The sequence below is a fragment of the Paraburkholderia sp. SIMBA_027 genome (assembly GCF_046535315.1).
In the GTDB taxonomy this organism is placed as follows: domain Bacteria; phylum Pseudomonadota; class Gammaproteobacteria; order Burkholderiales; family Burkholderiaceae; genus Paraburkholderia; species Paraburkholderia tropica.
The window spans coordinates 451,355-475,960 of sequence record NZ_JAWRWY010000005.1; the positions used below are offsets into that span (position 1 = coordinate 451,355).

The 24,606-nt window shown below is 67.6% G+C and carries 18 protein-coding genes and 1 tRNA gene; 7 read left to right on the forward strand and 12 right to left on the reverse strand.

The genetic code is table 11. The features are described from left to right. The first annotated feature begins 201 nt into the window (after positions 1-201). Positions 202-1,920, forward strand: coding sequence for a tetratricopeptide repeat protein (locus SB764_RS12460; protein ID WP_110327994.1), 1,719 nt, complete (start codon positions 202-204; stop codon positions 1,918-1,920). 70 nt (positions 1,921-1,990) lie between these two features. On the opposite strand, the gene SB764_RS12465 is transcribed toward SB764_RS12460, so the two are convergent. The 3 genes from SB764_RS12465 to pepN form a co-directional block, all read right to left on the reverse strand. Then, positions 1,991-2,066 (reverse strand) — tRNA-Thr (locus SB764_RS12465). Positions 2,067-2,133: 67 nt separating this feature from the next. Next, positions 2,134-3,150, reverse strand: coding sequence for a class 1 fructose-bisphosphatase (locus SB764_RS12470; protein ID WP_065058250.1), 1,017 nt, complete (start codon positions 3,148-3,150; stop codon positions 2,134-2,136). Positions 3,151-3,409: 259 nt separating this feature from the next. After that, positions 3,410-6,109 (reverse strand): aminopeptidase N, encoded by a 2,700-nt coding sequence (gene pepN / locus SB764_RS12475; protein ID WP_410863681.1) that lies wholly within the window; start codon positions 6,107-6,109, stop codon positions 3,410-3,412. Positions 6,110-6,257: 148 nt separating this feature from the next. Between pepN and SB764_RS12480 the strand changes: the two genes are divergently transcribed. Beyond that, positions 6,258-6,410: a hypothetical protein gene (locus tag SB764_RS12480; protein WP_181441014.1), complete on the forward strand. Its 153-nt coding sequence runs from the start codon at positions 6,258-6,260 to the stop codon at positions 6,408-6,410. Between the two features lie 93 nt (positions 6,411-6,503). Further along, on the forward strand, positions 6,504-7,184 hold the full coding sequence (locus tag SB764_RS12485) for a DUF4136 domain-containing protein (protein ID WP_065058251.1): 681 nt from the start codon (positions 6,504-6,506) through the stop codon (positions 7,182-7,184). A 114-nt stretch (positions 7,185-7,298) separates the two neighbouring features. Here the strand turns inward: SB764_RS12485 and guaD are convergent, their stop codons facing one another. From guaD to SB764_RS12515, 6 genes are all read right to left on the reverse strand, one after another. Continuing rightward, on the reverse strand, positions 7,299-8,606 hold the full coding sequence (gene guaD / locus SB764_RS12490; RefSeq protein WP_065058252.1) for a guanine deaminase: 1,308 nt from the start codon (positions 8,604-8,606) through the stop codon (positions 7,299-7,301). Between the two features lie 22 nt (positions 8,607-8,628). After that, on the reverse strand, positions 8,629-8,928 hold the full coding sequence (locus tag SB764_RS12495; protein ID WP_110327975.1) for a hypothetical protein: 300 nt from the start codon (positions 8,926-8,928) through the stop codon (positions 8,629-8,631). A 40-nt stretch (positions 8,929-8,968) separates the two neighbouring features. Next, positions 8,969-10,006 (reverse strand): adenosine deaminase, encoded by a 1,038-nt coding sequence (locus tag SB764_RS12500; RefSeq protein ID WP_110327976.1) that lies wholly within the window; start codon positions 10,004-10,006, stop codon positions 8,969-8,971. Between the two features lie 38 nt (positions 10,007-10,044). Further along, positions 10,045-11,163, reverse strand: coding sequence for a xanthine dehydrogenase accessory protein XdhC (gene xdhC / locus SB764_RS12505; RefSeq protein WP_410863684.1), 1,119 nt, complete (start codon positions 11,161-11,163; stop codon positions 10,045-10,047). 684 nt (positions 11,164-11,847) lie between these two features. Further along, positions 11,848-12,378 (reverse strand): disulfide bond formation protein B, encoded by a 531-nt coding sequence (locus SB764_RS12510; RefSeq protein WP_065058257.1) that lies wholly within the window; start codon positions 12,376-12,378, stop codon positions 11,848-11,850. Positions 12,379-12,579: 201 nt separating this feature from the next. Next, entirely contained in the window at positions 12,580-13,998 is a 1,419-nt protein-coding gene (locus SB764_RS12515; RefSeq protein ID WP_410863686.1) for an amidase, read from the reverse strand. A 256-nt stretch (positions 13,999-14,254) separates the two neighbouring features. Between SB764_RS12515 and SB764_RS12520 the strand changes: the two genes are divergently transcribed. The 3 genes from SB764_RS12520 (at position 14,255) to SB764_RS12530 (ending at position 18,730) form a co-directional block, all read left to right on the forward strand. After that, positions 14,255-16,012 carry a cation:proton antiporter gene (locus tag SB764_RS12520; protein ID WP_321870262.1) on the forward strand — a complete coding sequence of 586 codons (1,758 nt, stop codon included), beginning with the start codon at positions 14,255-14,257 and terminating at the stop codon, positions 16,010-16,012. 214 nt (positions 16,013-16,226) lie between these two features. Continuing rightward, on the forward strand, positions 16,227-17,732 hold the full coding sequence (locus SB764_RS12525) for a type 1 glutamine amidotransferase (protein ID WP_343666406.1): 1,506 nt from the start codon (positions 16,227-16,229) through the stop codon (positions 17,730-17,732). A 275-nt stretch (positions 17,733-18,007) separates the two neighbouring features. Next, entirely contained in the window at positions 18,008-18,730 is a 723-nt protein-coding gene (locus tag SB764_RS12530; protein ID WP_065058260.1) for a DUF2968 domain-containing protein, read from the forward strand. Positions 18,731-18,840: 110 nt separating this feature from the next. On the opposite strand, the gene SB764_RS12535 is transcribed toward SB764_RS12530, so the two are convergent. Next, on the reverse strand, positions 18,841-20,127 hold the full coding sequence (locus SB764_RS12535; protein WP_410863689.1) for a hypothetical protein: 1,287 nt from the start codon (positions 20,125-20,127) through the stop codon (positions 18,841-18,843). A 175-nt stretch (positions 20,128-20,302) separates the two neighbouring features. Further along, positions 20,303-20,863 carry a GNAT family N-acetyltransferase gene (locus tag SB764_RS12540; protein WP_410863691.1) on the reverse strand — a complete coding sequence of 187 codons (561 nt, stop codon included), beginning with the start codon at positions 20,861-20,863 and terminating at the stop codon, positions 20,303-20,305. 388 nt (positions 20,864-21,251) lie between these two features. On the opposite strand from SB764_RS12540, the gene SB764_RS12545 reads away from it, so the two are divergent. Beyond that, on the forward strand, positions 21,252-22,547 hold the full coding sequence (locus SB764_RS12545) for an MFS transporter (protein ID WP_065058263.1): 1,296 nt from the start codon (positions 21,252-21,254) through the stop codon (positions 22,545-22,547). A gap of 94 nt (positions 22,548-22,641) precedes the next feature. On the opposite strand, the gene SB764_RS12550 is transcribed toward SB764_RS12545, so the two are convergent. Beyond that, the gene (locus SB764_RS12550) at positions 22,642-24,585 is read right to left on the reverse strand and encodes a tetratricopeptide repeat protein (RefSeq protein WP_065058264.1); all 1,944 of its coding nucleotides are present in this window, start codon (positions 24,583-24,585) and stop codon (positions 22,642-22,644) included. Positions 24,586-24,606 lie beyond the last annotated feature (21 nt).

The window sequence follows — 24,606 nt, forward strand, 5'->3', positions numbered from 1 at the left end:
CGCGGGGGGATCGCAGCGGCCTGGTATCCGGGCGCGCACCTGGAGCGGCGCTGACGTCGCACCGTTAATTCAGAACCGTCCGATTCGATCCGACGGGGCGTTCGGCTATCTTCAAATGTGCGGCAGAGCCCGCCGGCAGACCCGGCCGATGCGCGAATCCGCAGCGTCGCCACGCTGTCGCACACGCCACCCGAACGCCTCATGAACGACCCCGAAATTCAATCCCCGGCACCGTCTGCGGACGAGTGGCATCGCCGCTCGCTCGCCGCTTTTCGCGCGGGCGAGACCGCGCAGGCGCGCGATTGCCTGGAGCGGGCGCTTCACATCGCGCCAGGCGACGCCACACTCTGGGAGCATCGCGGGCTGATTGCGGCGCTCGCGGCCGAGCATCTCGCCGCCGAAGCGTTTTACCACCGCGCGCTGGCTCTCTCCGGCGGCACCGCCAGCCAGCATCGCAATCTCGCCGATGTGCTGAAGCTCGCCGGCCGCGCGGACGAAGCGTGCGAGCACTACCAGCAAGCGCTCGCGTGCGATCCCTCGCTGCATCAAGCGGCGCGACGCCTTGCCGATCTGCATCTGCAAGCCGGGCGATTCGCCGATGCCGCGCAATCGTTGCAAGGCGCGTGGTCGCTCGACGAGGCGACCGCGCAGGATGGCATCGACCTGCTGAATACGCTGGCGCGTCTGTCGCCCGAGCCCGAAGCGGACATCGACGCGCTGATCGTCGCCTACCGCGCGCGTTTTGCCACGCATGCCGTGGCGCTCAAGGAACTCGCATTCGCGCTGAACTGCCTCGATCGCTTCGATGCTGCGCTCGAGGTCGCGCGGCAAGGCCTCGCCATCGACGCCACGCTGCCGCTGCTCCATCACAACGCGGGCTACGCGTTGCACATGCGTGGCGATTTCGCGGGGATGCGCCGTCACAATGTGGAGGCTGCGCGTCTCGCGCCGCATGACGTCGCCGTGCAGTTCAATCTCGCGATTTCGCTGCTGCGCGACGGCGAGTACGAGGCGGGCTGGAAACAATATCGCTGGCACGAACGCTTCGATCACAGCCGCACGCTAGCTCGGCCGCCGTTTGCTGAGTGGCAGGGCGAGCCGGTGGACGGGCGGCGCTTTCTGCTGCTGGGCGAGCAGGGTTTCGGCGATCAGGTGCAACTGCTGCGTTGTGCGGACTGGCTCGCGCGCCGTGGGGCGATCGTCGATGTCTGGGTTCATGCGGCGCTGGTCGGCATCGCGAGCCGTGCGCGCGGCGTTCGGCATGCGAGCGCCATGCTGCCGCCGGGACCGTACGACTACTGGTGCCGCATGTTCCGCATGCCCGAGCACATGGCGATGACGCTCGATACGCTCGCGGACGCCGTGCCGTATCTGCGCCCGGCGTCCGGGTCCGTCGCGCGCTGGCGTAACCGGCTCGACGCGGTGGCGCATTGCGCGCCTGGGCGTCTGTGCGTGGGGCTCGTCTGGGCCGGCAATCCGGATTACGACCTCGACCGCTATCGCTCGATGAAGCTCGCCGCGCTGCTGCCCGCGCTGTCCGCGATCGACGGTGCGCCGGTCTCATGGTTCGTGTTGCAAAAGGGCGTCGCGGAGCGTGAGCTGGCCGCGTTGCCCGCCGGTATCGACATCACGCCGCTCGGCCCCGAGATCGAGACTTTCGACGACACGCTGGCCATCGCGCAGTCGCTCGATCTGGTGATCACGGTGGATACCTCGGTCGCGCATCTGGCGGGTGCGTCGGGCGTGCCGGTGTGGGTGTTGCTGCCGTTGTGTACCGACTGGCGGTGGATGAGCGACCGCGACGACAGTCCGTGGTATCCGTCGGCGCGCCTTTTCAGGCAGCGCGAACTGGGCAATTGGGATGACGTGGTTGACGCAGTCCGCGTGGCGCTACGCGCGTTAGCGGCTGCACGCCGCTAGAGGAGAGGGAGAAAAGCAGCCGGAAAACAAAAAGCCCAGTCCGAAGACTGGGCTTTTTGATGAAACTTGGTGGTGCCGGAAAGAGGAATCGAACCCCCGACCTTCGCATTACGAATGCGCTGCTCTACCGTCTGAGCTATTCCGGCGTCACATCAGAGAAGAAAGATTATAGAAAAGTGCTCGCAGGAACGCAAGCCCTTTTCGCATCTTTTTTTACTTCTTGGCTTCGCGGTGATAACGCGTGACGCGTTCGACCTCGTTCTTCGAGCCGAGGAATACGGCAACGCGCTCGTGCAGGCTGGTCGGCTGGATGTCGAGAATGCGATCCACGCCGTTGGTGGCCATGCCGCCCGCCTGTTCGACGATGAACGACATCGGGTTCGCCTCGTACATCAGGCGCAGCTTGCCCGGCTTCGACGGATCGCGCTTGTCGGCCGGATACATGAAGATGCCGCCGCGATTCAGGATACGGTGCACGTCGGCGACCATCGACGCGATCCAGCGCATGTTGAAGTTCTCGCCGCGCGGGCCGTCCTTGCCTTCGTTCAGCTCGCCAATGTACTGCTGGACCGGCTCATACCAATGACGCGCGTTCGACGCGTTGATCGCGTATTCGCGCGTGTCTTCCGGAATGCGCATGTTGCTTTGCGTGAGCACCCACGAACCGAGTTCGCGGTCGAGCGTGAAGCAGTTCACGCCGTTGCCGGTCGTGAGGACGAGCACGGTTTGCGGGCCGTAGACGGCATAGCCCGCCGCGACCTGCTTCGTGCCCGGCTGCAGGAACGATTCCTCGGTGGCTTGCTGGCCGTCCGGGCAGCGCAGGACCGAGAAGATCGTGCCGATCGAGACGTTCACGTCGATGTTCGACGAGCCGTCGAGCGGATCGAACACCAGCAGGTATTCGCCCTTCGGGTAGTTGGCCGGGATCGGGAAGAACGTTTCCATTTCCTCGGACGCCATGGCTGCGAGATTGCCGCCCCATTCGTTGGCGTCGAGCAGGATTTCGTTCGACAGGATGTCGAGGTTCTTCTGCACTTCGCCCTGGACGTTCTCGCTGCCCGCCGTGCCGAGGGCGTCGCCGAGCGCGCCCTTGCTGACGTTGAAGCTGATCGCCTTGCAGGCGCGCGCGACGACTTCGATCAACAGGCGCAGGTCGGCGGGCAGGTTCTTGTGCTCGCGTTGCTGCTCGATCAGGTATTTCGTAAGAGTGGTACGACGGTGCAAAGCCATTGCAGTACTCCGGGGAGCTTGGGGAATAGCGCAATTCTACCCGCTGGGCTGTGACTGCCCGATGCGTAAAACGGCAAAAAGGCCGCCAGTGCACGCTCCGGCGCGCCGGGCAGGGGCTGCGGCGAGGAAAATATTCGAAAAAAATCCGCGAAAAAAAGGCCGAAAAAAAGCCGGCCCCATGAAGTTCACGGGGCCGGCCTTGCGTGCCGTGCTGGATGCGTCAGCGCATCAACGCATCAACGCATCGCGCGATGGTCCGTCAGGCAAGCGCCTTTTCGACGATCTCGCGCACATCGCGCGACTTCGCCTGCTTCGCGACCTGTTCGAGCGCCGCGCGCATCGCGTCGCGCAGCTTCGGCGTGAAGCGACGCCACAGTTCCAGATTGCGCGCGAGGCGCGCGGCCACCTGCGGGTTGATCGCGTCGAGCGCGATGACCTGCTCGGCCCAGAACGCGTAGCCCGAGCCGTCGGCGGCGTGGAACTGCGCCGGATTCGCCGCGCAGAAGCTGAAGATCAGCGAGCGCGCGCGGTTCGGATTCTTCAGATTGAAGGCCGGATGGCGCATCAGCGCGCGCACCGCGTCGATCACCGGACGCTGCGCCGTGCCGCGCTGCGTGGCTTGCAGCGAGAACCACTTGTCGATCACGAGCGGCTCGTTTTCGAAGCGCGCGTAGAAGTCTTCGAGCGCACGCTTCGCCGCGTCGCCGCCCGAGGCCGCCGAAGCGTTCAGCAGCGCCGACAGCGCAGCCGCGCGATCGGTCATGTTGTTCGCGGCGTCGTACTGCGCGCTCGCGAGGCGCAGCGCGTCGGCGGGATCGTCGAGTTCGGCGAGGTACGAGAGCGCGAGGTTCTTCAGGCCGCGGTGGCCCGCGGCTTCCGGCGTCGGCTCATAGGCGCCCGGCGTGACGTTCTGCGCGTAGGCGGCGAGCCACTCGGCCTTGAGCGCGTTCGCGAGCTGCTTGCGCACGAACTGGCGCGCGGCGTGCACGGCGGCCGGATCGGACTCGGCCATCTGCTCGGCCAGGTAGGTTTCCGACGGCAGCATCAGCGCGAGTTCGCGGAACGACGGCGAGAGCGAGGCGTCGGTCAGCACGCGGCGGAACGCTTCGACGAGCGCCTGGCTCATCTCCAGCGGCTGGCCCTGGCTCGCGCGCGTGGCGAGCGTCAGCAATTCGCGCGTGGCGAGACGTTGACCCGCTTCCCAGCGGTTGAACGGATCGCTGTCGTGCGCGAGCAGGAAGGCGAGTTCATCGGCGGCGTAGTCGTACTCGACGATCACCGGCGCCGAGAAGTTGCGCAGCAGCGAGGGTAGCGGCTTCTCGTTCACGTCGACGAACGTGAAGGTCTGCTGCGCTTCGGTGAATTCGAGCACGCGCGTCGTGCCGCTGGCGGCGCTTTCGCCGTCGAGCTTGAGCGGCAGATCCTGGCCGTTCGCGCCGATCAGGCCGATCGCGAACGGAATATGCAGCGGTCCCTTCTGCGTTTCGCGCGCGGCGGGCGAGCCGTTCGCGTAGCCTTGCGTGAGCGTCACGGTGTAGCGCTTCGCGGCTTCGTCGTAGCGCGTGGCGACGGTCACGCGCGGCGTGCCCGCCTGGCTGTACCAGCGCTCGAACTGCGCGAGGTCGCGGCCGTTGGCGTCGGCCATCGCGCGGCGGAAGTCGTCGCAGGTCACGGCCTGGCCGTCGTGGCGCTGGAAGTACAGGTCCATGCCCTTGCGGAAGCCGTCGCGGCCGAACAGCGTCTGATACATCCGCACGACTTCCGAGCCTTTCTCGTAGACGGTCATCGTGTAGAAGTTGTTGATCTCGACGTAGCTTTCCGGACGCACCGGATGCGCCATCGGACCCGCGTCTTCGGCGAACTGCATCTGGCGCAGCACGCGCACGTCTTCGATACGCTTGGTGGCGCGCGCGGCTTCGTTCTCGTCGCCGCCCGACATCGCCGCCGAGAATTCCTGGTCGCGGAACACCGTGAGGCCTTCCTTCAGGCTCAGCTGGAACCAGTCGCGGCAGGTCACGCGGTTGCCGGTCCAGTTGTGGAAGTACTCGTGGCCGACCACGGCTTCGATGTTGGCGAAGTCGACGTCGGTGGCCGTTTCCGGATTCGCGAGCACGTATTTCGTGTTGAAGATGTTGAGGCCCTTGTTCTCCATCGCGCCCATGTTGAAGTCGCTCACGGCGACGATCATGAAGCGGTCAAGATCGAGTTCGAGGCCGAAGCGCGACTCGTCCCAGCGGATCGAGTTGATCAGCGAGTCCATGGCGTGCTGCGTCTTGTCGAGATCGTGCGGCTCGACCCAGACCTGCAACAGCTTTTCCTTGCCCGAGCCGCTCTGGATGCGTTCTTCGAGCGCCACCAGCTTGCCCGCGACCAGCGCGAACAGATAGCTCGGCTTGCGGAACGGGTCTTCCCATTTCGCATAATGACGGCCGTCGGGCAGGTCGCCTTCGGCGATCAGGTTGCCGTTCGAGAGCAGCACGGGATAGGCGGTCTTGTCGGCGCGCAGCGTGACCGTGTAGGTGGCCATTACGTCCGGGCGGTCGAGGAACCAGGTGATGCGGCGAAAGCCTTCCGCCTCGCACTGCGTGAAGAAGTTGCCGCCCGACACGTACAGACCCGAGAGCGTGGTGTTGGCGGCCGGATCGCAGGCGCCCGTGAGCGTGAGCGTGAACGACTCGGGCACGTTCTCGACCGTCAGGCCATGCTCGTGCGTGCGCACGTGCTCGTAAGGCTTGCCGTCGATCGATGCGCCGATGAACTCGAGCTGCTCGCCCATCAGCTCCAGATGCGCGGCATGCTTCGCCGCCGGATTGCGGCGCACGGCGAGCGTGCTCTTGACGATGGTGCGCTCGGGCACGAGGTCGAATTCGAGGTCGACGGTGTCGATCAGGAAGGCGGGCGGCGCGTAGTCTTCGCGGCGGATTACGTTAGGCGTAGCGGTATTGGACAGGGTTTGCATGGGCGAATGTGGGTGAGCGGCTCGAATCGGATAGGGTAGGCCGCACTGCGATGGCCTGTCGTCCCATTGTACAAAGGCGCGGGCCGCTTGTCCGTCGGGGCAAAAAGCGGGGACAAAAAGCGGCGGGGTTCGCGACAGAAGGCGCATCATGAGCAAATGGCCGCGCGCGGCGGCGCCGAACTTTCCCGGCGCCGCGCGAGTCAGTATGATCGTGCTGCCGCAAAACGAGCGCGACCCCGATTTCAGTCGGCTTTCGACGCACCGGCGCGCAGCTCGCGAAACTGCATCAGACAGGGAATAAGCGAGGCGGCTGATTCGTAACGCAAACAGGTGAAGCACGCGGTCCCCACGACTGCGCTTTTCCCACCACTGGCACTACTGCAACGAGAAGACCATGATGCCCGACCGATGGACCCGCCGCGCCCTGCTGATGCTGGCGGCGCTAGCCGTGACGATGTCCGGCTGTACCACGTACGTGACGAGCCAGGTGACCGCGTTCTCCGCCTGGAACGGCGGCAGCGACGCCACGCGCACCTATGCGTTCACGCGCAATCCCACTCAGGAACACAGCATCGAGCAGTCGACCTACGAGAATCTCGTGGCCGACGGGCTCGACGTGCAGGCGTTCCATCAGGTGCCCGAGCCGCAGGCGCGCTATCTCGTGGGCCTCGCCTACGGCAGCCGCATGGACACCGTGACGGTCGCCCAGCCTGTGTTCTACAACCCGTGGCCGAGCCCGTACTGGGGGCCGTTCAATCCGTGGGGTCCCTGGGGACCGTACGGTCCGGCCTACGTGAACCAGAGCTATCCGGTCTATTCGCATGCGCTGTCGATCCGCATCACGGAGAAGGGCAGCGGCAAGGAGGTCTATAACGTCTCCGCGCGCACCTCGGGCGACGATCCCTCGCTCGTGCGCGTGATGCCCTACCTCGTGCGCAGCGCGCTCGCGAATTTCCCGCTGCAGAACGGCACGGTCACGCAGGTGAAGCTGCCGCTCGACAAGCAGGGCGGCGCGCCGAACGAGGCGGCCGCGCCGGTTCCCGCTTCGGCGCCCGGCAACGCGCAGGCGAAGTAAGCCGCGCGATTCCACTCGCCGCAGCGCATGAAAAAAAGCGCGCCGGACCCACAAGGTCCGGCGCGCTTTGTTTTGGGCTGTTCGCTCCAGCGCCTGGTTCGACGCGATAACGCCTTAACGTCGCGCTTGCTCGCGGCTATGCACGCGCGCGCCTGCCGCATACGTTTCGTAGACGGCGCGGTCGTCGCCGAGCAGGGCGAACGCAAACAGCAGTTCTTCGAGCGAGTCCGCGCGCGCGGTGCGGCGCGCGAGCAGCGGCGTCGCCTTCGGGTCGAGCACCACGAAGTCGGCTTCGGACTGCGGCGCGAGCGTGCCGATCTTGTCGGCGAGATCGAGCGCCTGCGCCGCGCCCGCCGTCGCGAGCCAGAACATGCGCGTGGCCGTCAGATGATGACCGCCCATGCGCGCGACCTTGTGCGCCTCGTTCATGGTTTGCAGCATCGAAAACGAGGTGCCGCCGCCCACGTCGGTCGCGAGCGTTACGGGCATCTGCGTCTCCTGCGCCTTGGCGAAGTCGAACAGGCCGCTGCCGAGGAACAGATTCGATGTCGGGCAATGCGCCGCGACCGCGCCGGTTTCGGCCATGCGGCGGCGGTCCTCGTCGTCGAGCCAGATGCAGTGGCCGTAGACCGCGCGGCGGCGCAGCAGGCTGTAATGGTCGTAGACGTCGAGATAGCTGCGCTGGCGCGGAAACAGCGACTTCACCCATGCCACCTCGTCGAGATTCTCGGCCACGTGGCTCTGAATGAAGATGTCGCCGTGCGCCTTCGCGAGCGCCTCGCAGGCTTCGAGCTGCGCCTCGGTCGAGGTCGGCGCGAAGCGCGGCGTGAGCGCGTACATCTGGCGGCCGTTGTTGTGCCAGCGCGCGATCAGCTCGGCGCTGTCGTCGTAGCCGGTTTGCGGCGTGTCGCGCAGAAACTCGGGGCAGTGGCGGTCCATCAGCACCTTGCCCGCGACCATGCGCAGGTTCTTCGCCTCGCTCGCCGTGAAGAGCGCGTCGGCCGACTGCTTGTGCACCGTGCAGTAGACGAGCGCCGTGGTCGTGCCGCTGGCGAGCAGTTCGTCGACGAAAAAGCGCGCCGTGTCGGCGGCCACGGCTTCGTCGGCGAAACCGCGCTCGGTCGGGAACGTGTACGTTTCCAGCCACGGCAGCAGGCCCGGCGCCGGCGACGCGATCATGTCGGTCTGCGGATAGTGAATGTGCGTGTCGATGAAGCCCGGCACGATCAGCTTGTCGCGCAGGTCCTGCACGCTCGCGCCGTCGCTCACGCGGTCCTTGAGCGCGGACCACGCGCCGGACGCGGCCACGCGGCCATCCTCGACGATCACGACGCCGTCCTCGTGGAACACGGCGGCGTCGGGCGACTGCGCGGGGTCGCCGGTGAACGTCAACAGTTTTGCGCGAAAAGCCGATTGAGTCATGAGTCCTTCGTCTCCGGAAAATTCAGGTATTCGTCAGCAGCTTGCGTGCGCGCTTCGTCATGGCTTCGTCATCGCATTGGCGCGCATCGCGCGCGCCGCTCCTGAGAACGCGGCGCGCCGTCGTCGGTCCGGCGTCGGCTTTCTTTATCGGCGGCGAAAACCGGGCGTCGACAAATCGAGGCGCGACAGCGCCCCAGGCGCGGCGCGCGTGCGCCGTTCCCTGAAACTTGCTTCGTGCGTCATGGGCGCTGCCCGGGCCGATGCGTCTGGTGCAGATGCGTTCCGTGCCGATCAGGCAGCGCGGCGGCGAGGCCTGCTGCAACGCGTGCAGCGCTCGCCGCGCTTGCCGAACGCGTTGCGGCTCAGTTCGCCGTCCAGTAAGCGTCGAGCTTCGCGATCAGCGCGGCGCGCTCCTCCGGCGTCACGAACGACGCCTCGAAGCCATTGCGCAGAATCGTATAAACCTCCTGATCGTCGAGCTTCAGCGCGTCGATGATCGCGCTGTAGTTCTCGTTCACGTAGCCGCCGAAGTAGGCCGGATCGTCGGAATTGACCGTGACCGCGACGCCCTGGTCGAGCAGTTGCTTGAGCGTGTGCTGCGTCATGTCGTCGAACACGCAGAGCTTCGTGTTCGAGAGCGGGCAGACGGTCAGCGCCACGCGCGTGTCGGCGAGGCGCGTGACGAGCGCCGGGTCCTCGATGCTGCGCACGCCGTGATCCACACGGTCGACCTTGAGCAGATCGAGCGCTTCGTAGATGTAGGCGGGCGGGCCTTCCTCGCCCGCGTGCGCGACGAGCTTCAGGCCCTTCGCGCGCGCCTTCTCGAACACGCGCTCGAACTTCGAAGGCGGATGGCCGCGCTCCGACGAGTCGAGGCCCACGCCGATCATGCGCGGATAGCGGTCGAACAGCGGCAGCGCGGCGTCCCACGTGGCGAGCGCGTCGGCTTCGCTCAGATGGCGCAGGAAGCACAGGATCAGCTTGCTCGTGAGGCCGCGCTTTTCGGCGTCGGCGAGCGCGCGGTCGATGCCCGCGACCACCGTGTCGATCGACACGCCGCGCTCGGTGTGCGTCTGCGGATCGAAGAAAATCTCGGTGTGCGTGACGTGGTCGGCGAGCGCGCGCTCGCAGTACGCCATCGTCATGTCGTAGAAGTCCTGCTCGTGCAGCAGCACGCTCGCGCCCGCGTAGTAGATGTCGAGAAACGATTGCAGGTCGGTGAACGCGTAGGCCGCGCGCAGCGCGTCGATCGATTCGTACGCGAGCGTCACGTTGTTGCGCTGCGCGAGCGCGAAGATCAGTTCGGGTTCGAGCGAGCCCTCGATATGGATGTGCAGCTCGGCCTTCGGTGCGCCGAAGGCCTTCTGGACCAGCGGATTGGCGTGGGTCGTGATCGTCATGGTGTGGTCGGTCGATTCTGTTCGTTCAATAAGTGACATCACGCGGAATGGGGCATGGCGGCTGTCGAGCGCGCGGGCGCCGAGGCCGCCTCGATCGCCTGCAGCAACTGCGCGGCGGCCGAAATGGCGATGACCTCGGGCGACTTGTCGACGATGCCGTCCACGCCGAGCGGGCAGTTCATGCGCGCGATCTGCATCGGGTCGATGCCGCGCGCGGCCAGCCGGTGCTCGAACTGCTTGCGCTTCGCGTGCGAGCCGATCATGCCGAAGAACACGAAGTCGCCGCGTCGCAGGATGCGTTCGGCGAGATCGAGGTCATGCGCATGATCGTGCGTCATCACGATGAAGCTGGTGCCGGGCGGCGCGGCGTCGACGGCGTCGTCGGGTGCGTCGCTGGCGTCGATGACGACGTTCGGCGCGCCCAGCGCCGCGAACGCTTCCGGCGAGGGAAACGCCGCGTCGCGCGCGTCGACCCAGCGCACGCGGCAGGGCAGCGTGCCGAGCACGCGCACGAGCGCCGCGCCGACGTGGCCCGCGCCGAACAGCACGACGGGAAAGTCGTTCGGCGCGATGATCTCGGTGAGCAGGATCGTGCTGGCGCCGGGCGAGGCCGCGCTGGTGTCCCAGAGCAGGCAGTCGGCCGCTTGCGCGCCCGGTTCCGGCTCGGACAGCAGGACGGCGTCGACGCCGGTGTCCGCGCTGCTTGCCGGATTCGCCGAGCTGGTCGGGCTCGCAGGTCCGCCGGACGGGTCGCCATTCCGCGAGGAGCGGAATGATACGCTACGAACGGTCGATGCGCCCGCGGCGAGCCGGCGCGCCAGCGTGGCGAGCCAGCCGAGATCGGCCACGTCGAGCCGCTCGAATGCCAGCACGACCGCGCCGCCGCAGCACTGGCCGAGGCTCGGGCCGAGCGCAAGGCGCTCCAGACGGCGCGCGTGCGGCGTGCGCATGCCGTCGCGCAGCACCTGGCGGGCGATCTCGATGGCTTTCCATTCCAGATGGCCGCCGCCGATCGTGTGCCGCGCGGCCTCGCGCGTGACGATCATCTTCGTGCCGGCCTCGCGCGGCGCCGAACCTTCCACGCGCGCGACGGTCACGAGCACGGCGGCGTCGCCATGCGCGAGCAATTGCTGCAGATCGGTGAGCCAGGCTTGCATCGGGTGCTTCTCCTACAAAACGGCGTGGCGGCGCGTCGGGCGCGCGGCCGGTGGATCGTCATGGCGTGGCGCGCGGCGTGACGCTGCCGCGCGCTCAAGGGTTCGAGCATGCCAGAACCCAAGTGGTTCGCGACGACGCAGCGTCATTGCGCGTGCGGCGCGGCGGTCGAGCGCTCGCGAAGCGTCGATATCGACGAGATGACGGATCCGCACCTGGAGAAGATGCGTGGACGGACGGCCAGAGGCGGGAAGAAGCCGGAATAGACGCGTCAAGCGTGCATTGGCGGGCGCTGCATGCACTAGATGCACTGAATGCACGGCGCCTCGGCGGACGGATCGGATGGTTTGCGTTGTCATGTGAAGCCCGGGAGACATTGCGGATCAGGCGCGCGTTACGCAAAAACCAGGCGAGCCTTGATCGGCCTCGCGCACGTAGATCGCCATCCAGTTGCGAATTTAGCACTGACAGCGCCTGAAAAGTATTCCCTGCGCATGATGGGGGTTATCAGCCGGCGACCATGTCAGGCGCGGCGTAGCGTTGACTTTGCAGCCGCTTCGCGGAGCGTGTTGCGGCCCTTTGAGCGGGCCCGGCGAGCGGAAACCACCGCCGCAAACGACCGCGCCGCCCAGGGCGGGCGGCGCGGCAGGCAATCCAGATCGACGTGGTGGATCAGCGTCGCGGAATCAGCGACGGATGCCGGGCCACGACACCTGACGGCGGCGGTTGCTCCACAGGCTTGCGAGCACCGCGAGGAAGATCACCGCGAATGCCACCAGCGACCACAGCGGCAGCGACAGACCGAGGATCGGCGGGTAGGTGGTTTCGCACAAGCCCCGCACCTTGAAGACGCCGGGCAGCCAGTGCGCGGGCGGCAGGGCGTCGACGATCGGCTGCAGCGTATCGAAGCCGCAGCTGAAGCTCGGGAACGCCTGCACCCAGGCGAGACGCGCGGAGGCGACCATGCCGCCCGCCGCCGACAGCACGACGAGCGCTTCGAGCACGCGCACGCCGCGCCAGCTCGTCAGACGCGCGCCGAGGAAGGCGAACACGGCGATCAGCAGCGTGAAGTAGCGCGTGAGAATACACAGCGGACACGGGTCCTGATGCTCCACGTACTGCATATAGAGTGCGCCGGCCAGCAGCGCGAGGCAGATCAGACCCAGCAGGACCAGCAGGCCGCGTTCGCGGCGCAACAGCGCGTTATCGTCGTTCATGTGGCGTTTTTCTTCGGGTGAGTGGCGCAGCGCGCGACGGGCGCGGCGGCGACGGCGTGACGGGATTCTAGCGCGAAGGCTGCCCCGCGCGAGGAAGCGGCTTGTCGCGCAACGCTGTGCGATGCGATCCGCGAGGGCTTCGGCGGGCTTGCGGCCGCCGCAACCCGCCGCAACCCACACGACACGCTCGCGTCCCGAGCCTCAGCGCAGCGGCGCGAGCACCGCTTCCACGCCCCGGCCGATGGCCAGCAGCGCGTCGTCGGCGTAAGGCGCGGCGGCGAGCATCAGGCCGACGGGCGCGTCGCCGGGATGATGGATCGGCAGTGACAGCGCGCAGGCGTCGAGGAAATTGAACGCGCTCGGATTGCGCAGCACCAGCGCGTTGGTTTGCGCGAAGACGTCGTTGTCGGCGGCGAGCGGGGCGACGGAGGGCGGCGCGATCGGCACCGTCGGCGCGATCACGGCGTCGAAGCGCGACCACAGCGTGGCCTGCGCCTGCTCCATCACGGCCGCGCGCGCGGCGATCAGATCGAGGTAGTCGACGGCGCGCGCCGCCTCGCCCTTCAGGATGCGCGCGAGCACGCGCGCGTCGTACTGGTCGCGATGCTGCGCGATCAGCTCGCGATGCCACGCGTACGCTTCCATCGACGAAAAGCCGATGCGGTTGATGTCCGCGAACTGCTCGAACGGCGCGAAACGCACCTCGTCGACGATCGCGCCCGCCGCGTCGAGATGCTTGAGCGCCGTGTCGAGGCTGTCGGCGACGGCGGGATCGATGCCGTCGGTCACGTAGTTCGTCAGCACGCCGATCCGCACGCCTTCCAGACGGCGCGCGCCCGGCACGACCGGCGCGAGGCCGGCGAGCAGGCGGTCGACCAGCGCGCAGCACGCCACGCTGTTGCCGATCGGGCCGAACGAGTCGAGCGTGGTGGAGAGCGGCACGCCGCCCGTGCGGGGAATGCGCGCGGCGGTCGGCTTGAAGCCGGTCAGGCCGCAGAACGCGGCGGGAATGCGGATCGAGCCGCCGGTGTCGGTGCCGAGCGCGATGGCGGCCATGCCGTCGGCGACCGACGCCGCCGCGCCCGAGGACGAGCCGCCCGCGACGCGCTCGTCGCCCTTCACGTCGCGGCGATACGGCGAGAGCGGCGTGCCGTAGTGCGGATTGAGGCCGAGCCCGGAAAACGCGAACTCGCTCATGTTGGTGCGGCCGATCAGCAGCGCGCCCGCGCGGCGCAGGCGCGCGACCACGGGCGCATCGGCCTCGGCGGGCGCCGCGCCGGCGAGCGCCGTGGAGCCCGCGCGCGTGACTTCGCCTTGCACATCGAACAGATCCTTCACCGACACCGGGATGCCCGCGAGCGGCGAGAGCACTGTGCCCGCCGCGCGCAGGCGATCGTGCGCGTCGGCGGCGGCGCGCACGCGTTCGGCGTCGACGTGCGTGAACACGGTCGCGCCCTGGCCCGCCGGATCGGCAATGCGCGCGAGCGCGGTTTCGGCGAGCGCGCGGCTCGTGGTGCGGCCCGCGGCCAGATCGGCGGCCAGCTGGGCGAGCGGCGGGAACGGGGCGAGCGGCGTGGTGGCGGAAGCGGAGGAAGCGGAAGAAGCAGCGGAAGCGGTCATGGCGAGAGGCGGCTCGATGGCGGTTCGTTGAGCGGTGATGGAACGGTGACGGAGCAGTGACGGAGCGGGGCGGTGCTTGTGCCGGATTGCGCGGCGGCAAGCCGGCAATGGGCGCGCCGAAAGATGCACGTGCGGCCCGCGCCGCCCAGGGACGCATCATTGTAGGCCGTGCTTTTTTCGATTGCGACGATTTGGCCGACGCCGATCATCGGGTAACATTCAGGCATCAGACAGCGTTTTGTAAGGAATATCGTACATGCATCAAGGAATCGGCTTCATTCAGGATCTGGCAGTGGTGATGGCGATCGCGGGGATCGTCACCGTGCTGTTTCATCGCCTGAAGCAGCCGGTCGTGCTCGGCTATATCGCGGCGGGCGTGATCATCGGGCCGTACACGCCGCCGTTCCAGCTGATCCACGACGAGCAGACCATCCAGACGATGGGCGAGCTCGGCGTGGTGTTCCTGATGTTCTCGCTCGGGCTCGAATTCAGCCTGCGCAAGCTCTTTCAGGTGGGCGCGACGGCCATCGTCGCCGCGATTTCCGAAATCGTCGTGATGCTCTGGCTCGGCTACGAGATCGGCCGCGCGTTCGGCTGGGCGGCGATGGATTCGCTGTTTCTCGGCGCGATCCTGGCGATTTCGTCGACCACCATCATCGTCAAGGCGCTCGCCGATCTGGGCGTGAAGCGCGAACCGTTCGCGCAGCTCGTGTTCGGCATCCTGATCGTCGAGGATATTCTGGGCATCGCCATGCTGGTGCTGCTCGGCGGCATCGCGCAGACCGGCGAGCTGTCGCCCGGCATCGCGCTCATCACGCTCGGCAAGCTGCTCCTGTTCATGCTGGTTTCGCTGCTGGCGGGCATTCTGATCGTGCCGCGCGTGCTGGGCTACGTGGCGCGCGTGGGCAGCGACGAGATGCTGCTGGTCTCGGTGCTCGGCTTCTGTTTCGGCTTCTGCCTGCTGGTCGTGAAGCTCGACTATTCGATCGCGCTCGGCGCGTTCCTGATCGGCGCGGTCATGGCCGAGTCGCGGCACCTGGAGCGCATCGAGCATCTGGTCGCGCCGCTGCGCGACGCATTTTCGGCGATCTTCTTCGTGACGATCGGGCTGATGCTCAATCCGCTCGTGCTGGTCGACTACGCGTGGCCGATCGCGGTGATTTCGCTCGCCGTGGTGTTCGGCAAGCTCGTGTCGTGCGGACTGGGCACCTTCCTCGCGGGCCGCGACGGCCGCACGGCGATGCGCGTGGGCATGACCGTTTCGCAGATCGGCGAGTTCTCGTTCATCATCGCCTCGCTCGGCTTGACGCTGAAGGTCACGAGCGGCTTTCTCTATCCGATCGCGGTGACGGTCTCGGCGATCACGACGCTCACCACGCCGTATCTGATCCGCGTGGCCGATCCGCTGTCGCAGCGCCTCGCGCGCGCGATGCCGCCCGCCGTCTCGAACGTGTTCGGCCTTTACAGCCAATGGCTGCGCGCGCTGATGCCGCGCTCGAACGGACCGACGCTCTTTTCGCTGACGCGGCGCATCGTGGTGCAGATCGCGGTGAATCTGGCGCTGGTGTCGGCGATCTTCATCGGCATGTCGTATGGCGCGCGTTACGCCGCGCCGCTGATCGCGAACTGGGTGCCCGACGAGCGGATCCAGCGCGTCCTGCTCTGGAGCGCGGCGCTCGTGCTCGCGATTCCGTTCCTCGTCGCCGTGTGGCGCAAGACGCAGTCGCTCGCGCTGATGCTCGCCGAGGTCAGCGTGCAGCCGGAGAAGGCGGGGCGCTTCACGCGCGCGCTGCGCCACGCGATCGCGGAACTGGTGCCGGCCGTCTCGATGATCGGCGTGTTCGTGCTGGTGGCGGCGCTCTCGGGCACGATCCTGCCGCCGACGGGTTTTCTGATCGGCGTGCTCGTCTGCGCGGCGCTGCTCACGATGCTGCTGTGGCGCTGGTGCGTGAGGATCCACGCGAGCATGCAGATCGCGCTGCGCGAGACCTTCGACGAACGGCAGGATTCGTAGCGGCGCGTGGGACGGCGCGCCGAGGCACGCGTGCGCCGGGGCTGCCGCGCGGCATGGCGCTTGCGCGGCGGCGCGGCGGGTTCGCGGCGTCGTGTGATGCGTAATGTCACCGAGTGTGAGCATTTGTGCATTGGGGTGGCAACGGCCTGCGGTGCGACGCATAATCGGAGGCCTGTTCATTCGTTCGCGCGCGCGGCGCGCCCGTCCCCACGTCATGAGCGATAACAAGACCGACCACCCCGAGATTCCCGACGGCGCTGGCCGTCCCGCCCAGTCCTCCGAGCCGGGCGCTTCCGCTCCTCCTGTTTCCACGCCCGCGGCTTCGGCGACGCCCGCCGCTTCCGCCGCTTCCCCCACTTCTCCCGCTTCCACCGATGAAGCCGCGCGACGCGCCTCGACCGATGCGCCCGCGAGCGCGTCGGCGGTGACGGCCGACGTGCCGGGCGCGGACAGTTCGGGCGGCGGCGCCGACGAGGAGCCGGGCGGCGGCCAGCCTGTCCAGCCCAGCCAGGCGCAGGAGGCGGCCGAGGCGCGCGAGGCCGCGGCGCAAGCGGTGGCGCGTCAGGAAGCCGAAGTGGCCGCGTCGCGCAAGCCGTCGGCGAGCGTGCCCAAGGTGCAGATCGAGGAAACGGCGGACGCCGGTCGTCAGGCGCCCGCGCCGGCGGGCGACGCGGCTGCCCCGCACGTCGGTGCGAACCCGGCCGCCCAGCCGCCTGCGGAAACCGCCGAGGCGCAAGCCGCGGCGGGCGCGCGGCCCGGCGCCGCGCCCGCGGGCTTTGGCCAGGCGCCCGATTTCAGCGCGCAGCATCCGCCGCCGCCGGGTGCGCTGCCGCCCGATCCGCCGCGCTATCTGCGGCCGAGCGATTCGGCGTGGTCGGTGCTCGGACGCATCATCGCGGCGCGCGCACGGCAGCTTTTTGACCGCGCGGGGCAGCGCATCACGCAACGCACGCTGCGCATCGGCGTCTCGGCGCGCATCTTCCACCCCGAGCCTGGCGCGCAGGGTCTGCGCGGCAAGACGCTGCAATATCTGGAGGAGTCGATCGCGCACTGGGTCATGTCGCGCGACGTGATCGTCTTCATGATTCCGACGGTCGGCCATCAGGGGATGCTGCATCCGAGCAACATCCGTTTGCGCGATTACGCGAAGCATCTCGACGGTCTGTTGCTGCAAGGCGGCGCCGACGTCTCGCCGCAGACCTACGCCGAAACCGCCGCGCGCCCCGAGTGGCCCGGCGACCGCGTGCGCGACATGTACGAGCTGGAACTGCTGCACGAATTCATCGAGTCGGGCAAGCCGGTGCTCGGCGTGTGCCGCGGCTGTCAGCTCATCAACGTGGCATTCGGCGGCACGCTGTATCAGGACATCGCCACCGATGTGCCGACGGCGGGCGTGCACGTGAGCGAGCACTACGATCAGCATCGGCATGCGGTCACGTTCCCCGAGGGCTCGTCGCTCGCGAGCATGTTCCCGGGCCATCGCGAGGCTGTCGTGAACTCGATTCATCACCAGGCCGTGCGCACCCTCGGCCGCGATCTCACGGTCGAGGCCGTGTCGGCCGGTGACGGGCTGATCGAAGCGGTGCGCTATCGCCGTGCGCCGTTCGTGGTGGGCGTGCAGTGGCATCCCGAGTTTCATCGCGCGGGCGGCGCCGAACTGCTCGACTGCACGCCGCTGCTCGACGCGTTCCTGCGTTCGGCGCGCGAAACGCGCTTCTGATGCGCTTTCATGCACTTTCATGCGCCCGATGAGCGTGTGGTGAGCGTGTAGTGAACGTGTGAAGCGCAGCGCAACGGGGTAAAAAAGGGCGAGATATTCGCCCTTTTTCTTTTCTGGGCATTCCTGCGCTTCGGCCGCGAATTCCTGGTCGGGAGTCAGTGATATCGGATAAGCGTCGGATGGATTCTTCGGTTATCCGAATTTAATGCCGTTTTTGAGATTTTCGGGCGGCGATAATAAGCGGTTACTCGGAATCGACAACGGAACAGGCAGTCATGAAGCAAACCCTTCCCGTGCGCCGCGCCTTGCTGGGGGCCGCAGCCATCCTGTTGATGCAGCATGGCGCGGCCGCATGGGCCGGCGCGCCCGCGAGCGAGGCCATGCCGGTCGCCGGCAGCCGTCCGTCGCTCGACAGCCTGACACCCCAGCCGGCCGGCGCATCGCCGCGCGCGGACATCGTGGACGATCAGGCCACGCTGGGCGCGACGCAGGGCGATGTCGCCACGCTGATGCAGCTCATCCACGATCAGCAACTCGTGGAAATGCGCACGACCTACAACGCCAGCTACGGTGCGAGCCTGTTTTTCTATCCGCCCGAGATGACGTATTACATCGTGCTGTTCCAGGACAAGCACTTCTGGCGCGTGATCCGTTCGCAGGACGAAACGCGTGCGGAGGCCATCTACGCCAACTTCGCGCAGCAAACGCAGCGGCTGTCAGACGTGGAAATCCGCCGCACGCAACTGGAGGCGCAGAAGGCGTTCATCGAACGGGTGATCGCCATTAACGAAGATCGCGCGCGCCGTCTGCAGGCGGACCTCGACGTGGCGCGCACGCAGCAGGCGCGCGTGGACGATTATCAGCGTCAGATGCAGGTCGACGCGCGGGCGCTCAACGCGCAGAAGGTGCAGGCGCAGGTGCAGTTGCGCACGCTGCAGAATCAGGTCGATCAGTTGCAGCGCGAAACGGAACTGGGTTTGCCCGGATCGCGGCGATAGCGTGCGGCGCGGTAGTCGCGAGGAGAAAAAAAGTAAAAAGCCCGGCCAATCTGCCGGGCTTTTTTTCGGTTGTCTGAAGGTTGTCTGAATCGTGCAGCGTGTACCGGACGTTATTTCGAGAAACGGTCCGGCACTTCGGTCACGCGCCGCTGCGAAACATGATTGACCCAATCCGTGCTGTCGACCGGCGCCGATGCGCGGCTGGCCGGTGCGGCGTGCGTGACCGCGTAGGTCGTGATCGAGGTGTAGTCGTTCGCCGCTTCGATGCTCGGCTGGCGCGGAGAATACGCCTCAGCCGTGGAATAGCCCCCATGCGCGCGCTGCGTCGTGGCGAGGGGCGCGCTACGCGAGGGCGCAAACTCATGCGCGACGTGGCGGCCGATGTCGCCGCGTGCGGAGCCCGCGCGCGACTCGACCGACGCGTGACGCGCTTTGGCCGTATGCGAGGCGCGGCTGGCCGGCTCGGCTTTGCGCGAGAGCGGGGCGCGCAAGGGCGTGTTCGGGTTGGCTTGGGCCGCGTAGTCGTGCGGTTCGGCGCGCACTGTTGCGGCCTTGGGCGGGCGCGGCTCTGTGGGCCGCGCGCTGACAAGCGGGGCAGGCGGCGCTGATGAAGCCGGCGTTGCCTTCGAAGGCGCGACCGCCGCATCGGGCTGCCGCGCCCCGACGCTCGCGCTGGCCGCTACGCCGGCGTCCGCCGTGTTGCGTGCGGAACCGGTGGGCGGGGCGTTGACCTTCGGCGCGCTTGCGGTGACGCTGCCCGAATAGCTGAGATCGTGCAACGCCCGCGCTTCGGCCAGTCGTTGCGACGCCGAGGCGCCGTGACTGACCGGCGCGTGTGTTAGCGCGTTCGCGGGTAGCTTGGTGGGGGGGCTGTCGGGCACGCTCGCCGGCGCGTCGGTGCTTGCCCTCGTTGCGTTTCGGTGTTCGCCTGGCTGCGTGTGGCTGGCGACGATCCACGCAAGCACGGCCGCGCCGCCGATGCCGACCGCGGTGGCCGTGAGCTTGTGATTGCGCGGCGGCGTGCGTTCGAGAGGCGCGAGCGGCGAAGCGTCTGCCGCAGGCGGCGCGCTAGCCGTCTTGCGCTGCAACGCGGCTGCGGCAGCCTGCTGGGCCTGAGCGACATTCAATGTTGCACCGACGGGTGCGGCGGCCGGGCGACGCGTCTCGCTACGCGTACGGAGCCCGGTTTCCCAGCGACAGACCTTGCGGAATGCCTCGGCGCTCAGGCAGGCCGTGCGCAGCAGAGCGGCGTAAAGCGCGTGGAGTTCGGTGCGCAGGCTGAAGTGCGGCGGAATCAGCGCCCATTCGCGGCCGAACGGCGGCGGGACGCGGTTGAGCGGGCGCATATGCGGCATGGCCAGTGCGCCTTCCACCTGAACTAATGGATAAGTTGACATGAGTCTCTCGCTGCATCGGCAAGGCAGGTGCAGGCATGCCGTGATGGATTGAGCGCGCGCGATCAGCTGGCCAATGGCGCGCCACATTAAAGAAATCAATTCTTTTTAATGATGCGAGCGACTCTGTCTCGGGTCTATCGGATAGGTCTGAAAAAAGGCGTGGATCGGACGCGTACTAGGCGCGTGCGTCGAGGCGGTAGACGTAGCGCAGCGCCGTGATATCGACGCCGCCCATGTGGTCGGGTTCGGCGCCCGAATACTCCCAGCCCTGGCGCTCATAAAACGCGATCGCGGGTGTATTGCCGTCGAGCACATACAGATAGAGCTGCGATTCGCCTTGTCCGCGCGCCCAGCGCCGGGCCGCCTCCATGAGCGTCTTGCCCACGCCGACGCCTTGATGCGCGGGCAGCGCGTGCAGATTGTCGAGCAGCACGCCCCAGGGCGAGTCGGGCTGGCGCTCGACGCAGACGAAGCCTGCCGGCGTGCGCGGGGCCTCTTCGTCCGCGGCGTTGACTGCGGCGATCTCGGCGATTAGCACGAGGCGGCGATCGGCGCCCGGCGCTTCCATGCGCGCGCGCCAGTACGCGGCGCGTTCAGCGCCCACTTCGCGATCGAGAAAGGCGGCCGGCAGCAAGCCGCGATACGTCGCCTGCCAACTGGCGGCGTGCATGGCGGCGAGGAGGTCGGCGTCGGCGGCGGTGGCCGGGCGCAGCAGCAGGGAAGTGGCGATGGGCATGCGTGGCGGTGGTCGGCGCGAGCGAAGGTGCTGTCCCGTTCGCATCGCCGACGAAAGTCCGGATCGGCTCACTATTGTGCACGATAGGTCAGCGGCGGCTGCGCGCAAAGTGCGTGCATCAAAGTGAAAGTGTAATGAAATAATTGAATGGTTTTGGAAAGAAATACGCGGCGTTGACGGACGTTGATCGCAGCTTGTAAGGTTTTCCCCGATATATGGCGATTCAGGCCAGCCGGATAATGAGCGCCCGCCGGGCGCGCCCGCGCGCGTTGGCAGGTTCAACGTCGCACGATCACAGGCGATCGAGGCCGAGCGTTGCGGCCGAACGTTGCGGCCGAACATTGCGGCCGACCTCGCCACCCTCCGGCTGTCTTCACCAGAGAACGTCATGTCTACCGCGTCCCACGCAGCATCGAGCGAATCGAAAGTCCGGACGGTTTTCCGCGTAACAAGCGGCAACTTCCTGGAAATGTACGATTTCATGGTCTATGGCTATTACGCTTCGGCGATCGCCCGGACCTATTTCCCCAGCAACAACGCCTTCGCCTCGCTGATGCTCTCGTTGTCCGTGTTCGGCGCGGGCTTTCTGGTGCGGCCGCTCGGCGCGATCATCCTCGGCGCCTACATCGACCATCATGGCCGCCGCAAAGGCCTGATCCTCACGCTCGGCCTGATGGCGCTCGGCACGCTCGCGGTCGCCGTCGTGCCGGGCTACGCGACGATCGGTTTCCTCGCGCCGATGCTCGTGCTGCTCGGGCGTTTGCTGCAAGGCTTCTCGGCGGGCGTGGAGCTGGGCGGCGTGTCGGTCTATCTGTCCGAGATCGCGACGAAGGGCAACAAGGGCTTTTACGTGTCGTGGCAGTCGGGCAGCCAGCAGGTGGCCGTGGTGTTCGCGGCGCTGCTCGGCGTGCTGCTGCATCGCATCCTGCCGGTCGAGGAGATGACGGCGTGGGGCTGGCGCGTGCCCTTCATCATCGGCTGCCTCATCGTGCCGTTCCTGTTCATCATCCGTCGCTCGCTGCAGGAAACCGAAGAATTCGCGAAGAAGAAGCATCGTCCGTCGATCAGCGAAATCATGGCGTCGATGGTGCAGAACTGGGGCATCGTGCTCGGCGGCATGGGCATGGTCATCATGACGACGGTCTCGTTCTACATGATCACCGCCTATACGCCGACGTTCGGCAAGGAAGTGCTCAAGCTCGGCGAACTCGATACGCTCGTCGTGACCGTCTGCATCGGCTTGTCGAACCTGTTCTGGCTGCCGGTGTCGGGCGCGATTTCGGATCGCGTCGGCCGTCGTCCGGTGCTGCTGACCTTCACCGTTCTGACGATCCTCACCGCCTATCCGACCGTGCAATGGCTCGTCGCCGATCCGTCCTTCGGCCGCCTGCTGACGGTCGAGCTGTGGCTCTCGTTCCTGTACGGCTGCTACAACGGCGCGATGGTCGTGGCGCTGACCGAGGTGATGCCCGCCGACGTTCGCACGGCCGGCTTCTCGCTCGCCTACAGTCTCGCGACGACAATCGGCGGTTTCACGCCCGCGATCTCGACCTACCTGATCCACGTGAGCGGCAACAAGGCCGCGCCGGGCGCGTGGATGGGCGTCGCGGGCATTTGCGGGCTGATCGCCACGCTCGTGCTCTATCGCACGCCGGAAGCGCGCAATCAGTACAAGGCGGTTTGACGTCGCCTACGTCACACGCCGGCTGCGCCAACGAAAAAACCCCGCTGATGCGGGGTTTTTTATTGCCTGCGCGGCGTGGGCGGTGTGTGGGGCGTCAATCTTCGCGCAGCGCGCGGGCGACGTGTGCGACCACCGCGTCCCAGTCGCCCGGGCGCGGCTGGCGCACGAGGCGCGCGCGCGGATACCACGGGCTCGTGTCGGTGCCGGTGAACCAGCGCCAGTCGGCGGCGAACGGCAGCATCAGCCAGAGCTTCGCGCCCAGCGCGCCCGCGAGGTGGGCGATCGACGTGTCGATGGACACCACGGCGTCGAGGCGCTCGATCACGGCGGCGGTGTCGGCGAAGTCGGCGAGCTTGTCGCCGAGCCGATGGATCGTGCGCGCGCGCGGATGGGCGTCGAGCGCTGCCTGTTCGGCGGCGGTCAGATTCGGCTGCAGCACGATCCAGTCGATGCCGTCGAGTGCGAAGAGCGGATCGAGCGCGGCGAGCGGCAGCGCGCGGTTTTCCTGCTTCTGGATGCGGCCCGACCACGCGAGGCCGATCTTGCGCCGCGCCTGGCCGCCGAGCGAGCCGCGCCATTTGCGCCGGTACGCGGCGGGCGCCGACAGATAGGACGCGGACGCGGGCAGCGTGTCGGGCGTGGCGCCGAGCGCGAGCGGCAGCGACAGCAGCGGAATATGCAGGTCGGCGTCGATGCTCGCGCGCGGCGCGCCTTGCGGGATCAGTCCGACGCGCGCGGCTTCGGCGGCGGGCGCGATCAGCGGGATCAGCGGCGCCTGTACTTCGAGCACGACGCGCGCGCCGCTTTGCTGCGCGCGCGCGGCAATCTGGGGCGCGAAGCGCACGAACTGGAGCGTGTCGCCGAAACCTTGCTCTGCCTGGATCAGCAGCGTGCGGCCCGCGAGCGGCTCGCCGCACCAGCGCGGCAGCGGGCCGTTGGGCAGGCCGGACGCATCGGCCGACGTCTCAGTCGACGCATCGGCGGCAAGCGCGACGGGCGTGCCGCGCGCGGCCGCTTCGTCGCGGAAAGCCGGATCGAGCCGCCATTCGTACTCGGGCAGGCCGCGCCGGAAGTCGCCGAGCGTGAGCCACGTCAGCGCGCGGTTCAGGTGCGCGGCGGCCAGTTCCGGGCGCACGCGCAGCGCTTCGTCGAAGGCGCGCAGGGCGGCGGCGTGGCGGCCGAGCGCGTGATGCGCCGTGCCGAGCGCGAGCCAGGCCAGCGCGAATTTCGGATCGAAGCCGATCGCACGTTCATAGGGCCCGATCGCTTCCGCGTAACGGCCCTGCGAGGCGAGCGCGTTGCCGAGCCCGAACAGCGCGGGCGGAAACTGCGGCTGGAGCGCCAGTGCGGCCTCGAAACCGGCGACGGCCTGGGTGTGGTATCCGGTTGCGTCGAGCGTATTGGCCAGATTGAAGTGCGCCGCAACGAAGCGCGGCTCGCGCCGCAGCGCCTTCTGGAAGTGCTCGACCGCGCCCGCGCTGTCGCCGAGCGCGTTCAGCGCCATGCCGAGATTGTTGTGCGCCCCCGCGTGGCCGGGGCGGATCTTGAGCGCGCGGCGGAAGGCATCCGCGGCTTCGGCGTGACGGCCGAGCGCGTGCAGCGCGTTGCCGAGGTTGTTGTGAGACGAGGCGTCGCCGGGTTGCAGGCGCACGGCGTGGCCGAACGCGTACATCGCGTCTTCGTGGCGGCCGATCGACGCGTAGGCGTTGCCGAGGTTGTAGTGCGCGAGCGCGAAGGCGGGCGCGAGCGTGAGCGCGTTGCGAAAGCGCTCGATCGCGCCCTCCAGCTCGCCGAGCGCCTTGAGCGCGTTGCCGAGGTTCAGCTGGAGCGCGGCGTCGTCGGGACGCAGCTCGACCGCGCGGCGCACGAGGTCCGCCGCTTCGGCGTGCTGGCCCTGCTGGTGCCGCAGCACGCCGAGCAAATGCAGCGCATCGACGTGCACGGGATCGGCGGCGAGCGTCGCGCGATAACCGCGCTCGGCATCAGCCAGCCGGCCGTCGCGATGAGCGGCGTACGCGCGGACAAAAACCTGTTCCATGAACCAGAGGCGAGACGTAAT

Coding starts and splice junctions, on each gene's coding strand:
- SB764_RS12550 (WP_065058264.1), bottom strand. CDS start 24,585: ATGGAACAGGTTTTTGTCCGCGCGTACGCCGCTCATCGCGACGGCCGG.
- SB764_RS12480 (WP_181441014.1), top strand. CDS start 6,258: ATGAGCAAATGGCCGCGCGCGGCGGCGCCGAACTTTCCCGGCGCCGCG.
- SB764_RS12515 (WP_410863686.1), bottom strand. CDS start 13,998: ATGACCGCTTCCGCTGCTTCTTCCGCTTCCTCCGCTTCCGCCACCACG.
- SB764_RS12525 (WP_343666406.1), top strand. CDS start 16,227: ATGAGCGATAACAAGACCGACCACCCCGAGATTCCCGACGGCGCTGGC.
- SB764_RS12540 (WP_410863691.1), bottom strand. CDS start 20,863: ATGCCCATCGCCACTTCCCTGCTGCTGCGCCCGGCCACCGCCGCCGAC.
- SB764_RS12470 (WP_065058250.1), bottom strand. CDS start 3,150: ATGGCTTTGCACCGTCGTACCACTCTTACGAAATACCTGATCGAGCAG.
- SB764_RS12510 (WP_065058257.1), bottom strand. CDS start 12,378: ATGAACGACGATAACGCGCTGTTGCGCCGCGAACGCGGCCTGCTGGTC.
- SB764_RS12460 (WP_110327994.1), top strand. CDS start 202: ATGAACGACCCCGAAATTCAATCCCCGGCACCGTCTGCGGACGAGTGG.
- pepN (WP_410863681.1), bottom strand. CDS start 6,109: ATGCAAACCCTGTCCAATACCGCTACGCCTAACGTAATCCGCCGCGAA.
- SB764_RS12545 (WP_065058263.1), top strand. CDS start 21,252: ATGTCTACCGCGTCCCACGCAGCATCGAGCGAATCGAAAGTCCGGACG.
- guaD (WP_065058252.1), bottom strand. CDS start 8,606: ATGACTCAATCGGCTTTTCGCGCAAAACTGTTGACGTTCACCGGCGAC.
- SB764_RS12520 (WP_321870262.1), top strand. CDS start 14,255: ATGCATCAAGGAATCGGCTTCATTCAGGATCTGGCAGTGGTGATGGCG.
- SB764_RS12485 (WP_065058251.1), top strand. CDS start 6,504: ATGATGCCCGACCGATGGACCCGCCGCGCCCTGCTGATGCTGGCGGCG.
- SB764_RS12535 (WP_410863689.1), bottom strand. CDS start 20,127: ATGTCAACTTATCCATTAGTTCAGGTGGAAGGCGCACTGGCCATGCCG.
- SB764_RS12530 (WP_065058260.1), top strand. CDS start 18,008: ATGAAGCAAACCCTTCCCGTGCGCCGCGCCTTGCTGGGGGCCGCAGCC.
- SB764_RS12500 (WP_110327976.1), bottom strand. CDS start 10,006: ATGACGATCACGACCCACGCCAATCCGCTGGTCCAGAAGGCCTTCGGC.
- xdhC (WP_410863684.1), bottom strand. CDS start 11,163: ATGCAAGCCTGGCTCACCGATCTGCAGCAATTGCTCGCGCATGGCGAC.